The organism is Terribium retamae (assembly GCF_022347545.1).
Classification (GTDB): Bacteria; Pseudomonadota; Alphaproteobacteria; order Rhizobiales; family Rhizobiaceae; genus Mesorhizobium; species Mesorhizobium retamae.
Genome location: NZ_JAKREW010000093.1, coordinates 1 through 5,840, shown reverse-complemented (window position 1 = coordinate 5,840; position 5,840 = coordinate 1). Strand labels below are relative to the sequence as shown.

Below are 5,840 nucleotides of genomic sequence, written 5' to 3'. Positions count from 1 at the left end.
GCCGCCTGCTGCGCCTGCGCCATCGCTTCCGGTGGCAGGCCCTGCGGCAGCGGTTTCGGCGCCACCGGCGTCAGGTCCTGTGCCGTCGGCAGCAACTGCACGTCGGTCATCTTCTGCAACGTTTCCGGCGAGAACTTCGCCGGGATCACCTCCGCCATCATCACGAACAGGTCGCGCGAGGCGCGCTCGATCATGCGCTGCATCTTGTGGATGCGCAGCGAACCCCACTGGCTCTTGATCTGCTGTGCGCCATAGGTCTCGGCGGCATTGGAGGCGCCGCGCACGATGTCGGAAATGCCGGTGATCTCGTAAATCGCCTGCTTGGTCTGGTCGCGCAGCCCGTAGAGCTGCGACAACACCACGATCAGCCGCTCCACCGGCCAGAACAGCACGGCAGCCTGCAGCCCGCCATTCTTGGCCCACACCTCGGCATCGGCGATCGGCACGAACTCGTTGTCGTCGGCCTCCAGCACCGCCTGCACGTCGGTCGGGCTCACGCCGTACCATCCCTTCACCTTCAATTGTCTTGTGATGAGGCGGATGCGCTTGGTGGTGGTGTCCAGCTCGTCGGCCAGCTTGCGGTAGATCGAAAACGGATTGACCGGCTCCAGATTGCCGTTGACCTCGATCGGCTGCACCGGCGTCGCCGTCGGGAAGAAGCCGGACAAGCCCAGCGGATCGTCCACCGTCTTCAGCACTGTGCCGTCGCCGGCGCCGATGAACAGCACCGTGCGCGATTTGCGGTCCCACACCTCCCACACTTCATGGTCGGCATCGTCTGTGTCGCCGCTGTCGTCAGCCTGTAAAGCCACCAGTGTGCCATCGACGAAGCTGTCATAGTCGTCCGGCGCGATCGTGTGCCGAAACGCTTCCCACGGTCGCTGGTCCCAGCGCTTGGCCTTGCCATGGCGATAGTCGCGCCAGCTCACCGCCTCGAACACGATGCGTTCATTGGCAAGCTGCTCGCCTCCGGGGGCGCTCGCGGCACCGCCTCCGGTGGCGCTTGCGGCACCGTCCCCCGTGGCGCTTGCGTCATACCCTCGGTCGCCGGCTGCAGCGGCTGCTCCGCCGCCGTCCTGGGCAAAGCTTCCGCTCCGCGCAGCGCCTGCGGCACCATTTCCGATGGGCGCACCGTGTCGGGCGCCTGTTCTCCCGATGCCACCGCCAGACGCGTCACGGCCTTGATTGTCTCCTGCACCGCCCCCTGTAGCGTCGCCGCCGGCATCACCTTCCGCACCATCCTCCGCAATTTCTCTCAGCGCCTCATCCGTCGTCTCGCCGCCGATGAAGTCGCTCATGAAGCGCAGCCGCACGATGCCGCGTCCGGCCAGGAAACCGTCCTGCGCCATCGCCTCGAGTTCGCTCTGCAGCCGGCTGTCGTCGATTTGCACCGAGATCGCCCGTTCCAGCAGCTGCGCGAAGTCGCGCGCGGCCGGATCGTCCGCGCCGAAGCGGCGGCGGATATCCGGCGCTGGCGCTGAATTGATCACCGCCGGCACGATCGTTTCGACATTGGAAAACAGGATGTTGAAATCGAACGGCGCCGTGTCGGATGATCCGTCGCTCTTCGGCGCAGCCTTGCCGCGATACACGGCGGTCGCCACCGCCGCGTCGTCGAGAAAGCGCTTCTCCTCCGCCTCGGCCGCCTTGATGCGCTCCAGCCATTTCTGGCCGGTCTCGCGCAGCGCCGCACCCTTGCCGGCATCGGTCTTCTTCGTCATGTCAGAATGCTCCTGCGGCGGTGGTCGCGAAGGTCAGCGCACGTGAAGCCCCCTCTCCGTCACGCCCTCTGGGCGCGCCACCTCTCCCCCGCCTTCGGCAGGGGCGAGGAACCGCAGTTGCTGCGTCGGCGCTTCTCCAGCTTGGGTTCCTCGCCCCCATGAAGTGGGGGAGAGGTGGCGCCGCGAAGCGGCGACGGAGAGGGGGCACAGCGCTAGCGCCGACAATGGCACCCGCGTCTGCAGTTGGCGCAATGCCTAGCAACCCCGTCATCCTCGACCTCGTGAGCGACCGTAGGGAGCGGTCGGGAATCCATGCCGGAACACTGACGAAGGCCGGGCGGTCCAGACCTCCGGCTGACTTGAAACCGTGCGAGCAGATTGAAGCCCCAAAATGCACCATCACCCATCCATCCTCTTCTTCCGCCGCACCATCGCCTCGACCGCGGCTTTCACGCCGATGTCGGCGCGCACCACGCCCGTTGCGGTCACCTCATAGGTCGGCCCATCCACCTGCCGCTTCGCCACAAAAGCCGGCGCCACGTCGCGCCAGGCGAGGCCGAGATAGCGGAAGCTCGATCCGATATGTTCGGCCCAGTCCTTCACCGGACTGTCGACGAAGCTCTTGCGGTCATCGTCCCATGTGCGGCGGTACATCTTCAGCCCGTCGATGCCGTGCTGCATGCGCTGCCCGCGCTCGTCGGCGCCAAGGTGAAACTCGGCCAGCTTGATCGTCTCGCGTCCGGCATTGATGCCGTCGGCGACGCTCGCCATCGTCACGATCTTGGGCTTGCGGCCATGGCTTTTCAGCGTCTCGACGCGGGTGCGCTTGTCGCCCCAGTTCTTCACCACCGCGTCATGCGGCACATAATCGTTGCCGTGATAGCCGCGCGCGTCCAGCCAGTGGCACCAGTCTTCCAGGTCATCCGTCTCCGGCCGATAGAAATCGACGATGCGTGGCCGCCCGCCGATCACCTGGAAACACCAGATCGGGTTGTTCGCTGCCTTGCCGAGATCCCAGGCCGTATGCACCGGCTGGCTCCAGTCGATCGGCACCACGCCGATGCGCCCCTGCACGTCGGCGGTCGCGATCTCCGCACCCCAATACGCACCGACGGTTGCCCCAGCGAAGGAGCAGAAGAATTCCTGCTCCACCAGCAGGTCGGCGACGGTCTTGCCGAACAGCGCCTCATATTCCGCCCGCTGCGCCGCGATCACCGCATCCGAGATCGCGCCGGTGTCATGCGCTGTCAGCACCTGCGTGAACCAGGCCGCGTCGTTGCGGAACCGGTCCAGCATCGCCTTCAGATGGTTGTTGCCGCGCGGCGTCGAGATGAACGACGCCCAGCCGCCATTTTCCGCCAGGATCGGTGCCAGGTATGCCCAGGCCATCGGGTTGGCCAGCGCCCATTCGGAAGCGGTCAGCCCCACCGGCGGCGTGCCGATCAGCGCGTTGAAATTGTCCGAGCCGACAACCTGCCATGTCGATCCGTTCTTGAAGCGGATGAACATGTCGCTCTCGCGTGTGTTCTCGCGCAGCGCCTTGGGGAAAGCCTCGTCGATGCGCCGCTTGCCGGTGTTGGGGTTGACGGCGTCCCAGATCGCTTTGCGCGCCTGCGAATATTCCGGCAGCATGTGCCAGTAGGTGCCGACGCGGTTGAAAGCGCCCACGGAATGCATGCGCAGATTGATGTCGTCCTTGCCGGCGCGGCGGTGCCACACCAGCAGCTGCCGGTTGCAGCCGTTCAGCCAGGATTGCCAGGCCGGCTCCTGATAGGCGCGCGGCGCCCAATCACTCGGAAGATGGATGCGCGGCACGCTGGATCACGTTCACGGTCAGCGGCCCGCCCTCGCCATCGGTCAGCGCGACCTTGTTGCCGTATTTCTTCGGCTTCAGCTTCTCGGCGATCCACTGCCGCGTGCTGAGCCTGAGCGCCGAGCGCTTCAGCGACTCGCCATTCTCCTTCCAGCCGGTCACTTCACCGTCGCGACCGCGCTGTTCCATCCAGTCGTTGGAGCCGTCATCGGCGATGTCGATCATCTCGTCCACCAGCGCATCCGCCTGGGCGTCACGCGCATGGGCATAGAGCTTGGCGAAGTCCTCATGCCGCGCCAGCCAGCGGAAAACCGTTGCCGTGTTTGGCATGTCTTCATCGCGGCAGATCGAGCGCAGGCTGCGCCCCTCCGTGATCTGGTCGCAGATCAGGTCCGCCATTTTCTGTGAGTATTTGGTCGGTCGTCCCATGGTCTCGGCAATCCTCGAAAAGGGCGGCGTCAGCCGGCAAGCACATGAAAGCCGGCCACCATCAGCAGCGTGATGCCCACCACCGACCACAGCAGCACTTCGCCGAATGAGAGGTTCATCAGGGGGCCTTTCTGGGAGAACATCGTCAACTATAACCAGCGCGCGACTACGCGCCGCGCCCGTTGGCGCGAAAGCCAGGCGGCCCGGATGGGCCGCGCCGGCGATCGAGGCTAACTTTATAGAGCCATAGCTCCCCATTCGTCGGCGGTGAGAACCGACGCTGCTCCGGCAGGTGGCACAAAGGCCCCGCTCATGACGAGCAATCACCAAATCATTGATGGGCAACATAGCGTCGCCGCCTGGCTTGGCCTAGAGGCATGGCCGCCTGCGTTAACAGGATAAATGCGATTGGTGTTTTGCGTGGTGGAACGGGTGCGTCCTTCGAGGCTCGCCCGCATGACTTTTTGCTAATTTTTCAAGGCATTGCGGGCTCGCACCTCAGGATGAGGACCGTTGTGTGACGACGCCCTATTTCTGAAACGCCTCAGGATTAGGGCGCCTTTCCCCGACCTCCCTCATCCTGAGGTGCGAGCCCGCACATCGGCTGAAGGCTCGCTCAATCCCCTCGTGGGCGAGCCTCGAAGGACGCACCAAAGCACTTCATTTCCCAGCCATCCGCGATAAGCTGGATGCTTCCAGCGGTTCGGGGCTGCCATGACCCAGTTCGAAATGGTCGTCTACATCCTGCACTGCGCGGACGGTTCCTACTATGTCGGGTCGACCAAACAGGACATCGAAGCGCGTGTCTGGGAACACAACAATCTGCCGCTGGATAATTATACCGCAACAAGACGCCCGGTCAGGCTCGTCTTTGCTGAAGCTTTCGACCGGATCACGGACGCCATTGCGCGGGAACGGCAGATCAAGGGCTGGTCCCGCAGAAAGAAAGAGGCGCTGATAGCGCTCGCCTACGAAAGCCTGCCGGAGCTTTCGCGCAGGGGCCACCTGGTTCCAAAATCACGCGATGTCGATTGTTAGGTGCGTCCTTCGACGCTCGCCCGCATGACTTTTTGCCAGCTTTTCAACGCATTGCAGGCTCGCACCTCAGGATGAGGACCGTTTTGTGACGACACCCTAGTTCTGAAACGCCTCAGGATTAGGGCGCCGTTCCCCGACCTCCCTCATCCTGAGGTGCGAGCCCGCACACTGGTCGGAAACTTCCCCCAATCCCTCGCGGGCGAGCCTCGAAGGACGCACCCAAACCTCACCCACCCCAAAAACCACCCACCCAAACCTCACCCCCTCATCAACCCCTTCACCGCCCGCATGTCATCCAGAAACCGCCCGCGTTCCGCTTCCTTGTCCTCGGCATCGCGGATGCGCAGGATGAAGGAGGGGTGGATGGTGAGGAAGATGCGCAGGCCGTCCTCGCGCTCGATCAGCTGGCCGCGCATCTTGGTGATCGGCACTGCCTTGCCGAGCAGCGATTGCGCCGCCGTGGCGCCCAGCGCCACCACTAGGCTCGGCTTGGTCAGCGCCAATTCCTTGTCCAGCCACCAGCGGCAGGCCTGGATCTCGCCGGCATTGGGTTTGGAATGGATGCGGCGCTTGCCGCGCGGCTCGAACTTGAAGTGCTTCACCGCATTGGTGACATAGGTTTTTTGGCGGTCGATCGCCGCCTCGTCGAGCACGGCATCGAACACCTTGCCGGCAGGGCCGACGAAGGGCTTGCCGGCGATGTCCTCCTGGTCGCCCGGCTGCTCGCCGACGAACACGACGCTCGCCCCCTCCGGCCCTTCGCCGAACACCGTCTGCGTGGCGTCGCGCCACAGCGGGCAGCGCCGGCAGCCTTTCGCCGCCTTGCGCAGGTCCCCGAT

Annotated in this window: 4 protein-coding genes and 1 pseudogene; 1 reads left to right on the top strand and 4 read right to left on the bottom strand. The window is 64.5% G+C overall.

Translation table 11 applies throughout. From position 1 onward, the window contains the following. The 3 genes and pseudogenes from L4923_RS30425 to L4923_RS30415 form a co-directional block, all read right to left on the bottom strand. Positions 1–1,721 (bottom strand): annotated as a pseudogene (locus L4923_RS30425) (hypothetical protein); the annotation flags it as partial. Positions 1,722–2,120: 399 nt separating this feature from the next. Next, positions 2,121–3,536 carry a hypothetical protein gene (locus L4923_RS30420; protein WP_239370829.1) on the bottom strand — a complete coding sequence of 472 codons (1,416 nt, stop codon included), beginning with the start codon at positions 3,534–3,536 and terminating at the stop codon, positions 2,121–2,123. Next, positions 3,511–3,963, bottom strand: a complete 453-nt coding sequence (locus tag L4923_RS30415; RefSeq protein WP_239370828.1) for a terminase small subunit-like protein — start codon at positions 3,961–3,963, stop codon at positions 3,511–3,513. Before L4923_RS30415 ends, L4923_RS30420 begins: the two co-directional genes overlap by 26 nt. A 714-nt stretch (positions 3,964–4,677) precedes the next feature. Between L4923_RS30415 and L4923_RS30410 the strand changes: the two genes are divergently transcribed. Next, positions 4,678–5,001 carry a GIY-YIG nuclease family protein gene (locus L4923_RS30410; protein WP_239370827.1) on the top strand — a complete coding sequence of 108 codons (324 nt, stop codon included), beginning with the start codon at positions 4,678–4,680 and terminating at the stop codon, positions 4,999–5,001. A gap of 257 nt (positions 5,002–5,258) precedes the next feature. Here the strand turns inward: L4923_RS30410 and L4923_RS30405 are convergent. Continuing rightward, positions 5,259–5,840, bottom strand: a 582-nt coding sequence (locus L4923_RS30405) for a UdgX family uracil-DNA binding protein (RefSeq protein WP_425531043.1), incomplete at its 5' end; no start/stop codon positions are given.

Excerpts from the sequence above, each read along its gene's own strand:
- L4923_RS30410 (WP_239370827.1), top strand. The coding sequence starts at position 4,678 with ATGACCCAGTTCGAAATGGTCGTCTACATCCTGCACTGCGCGGACGGT.
- L4923_RS30415 (WP_239370828.1), bottom strand. The coding sequence starts at position 3,963 with ATGGGACGACCGACCAAATACTCACAGAAAATGGCGGACCTGATCTGC.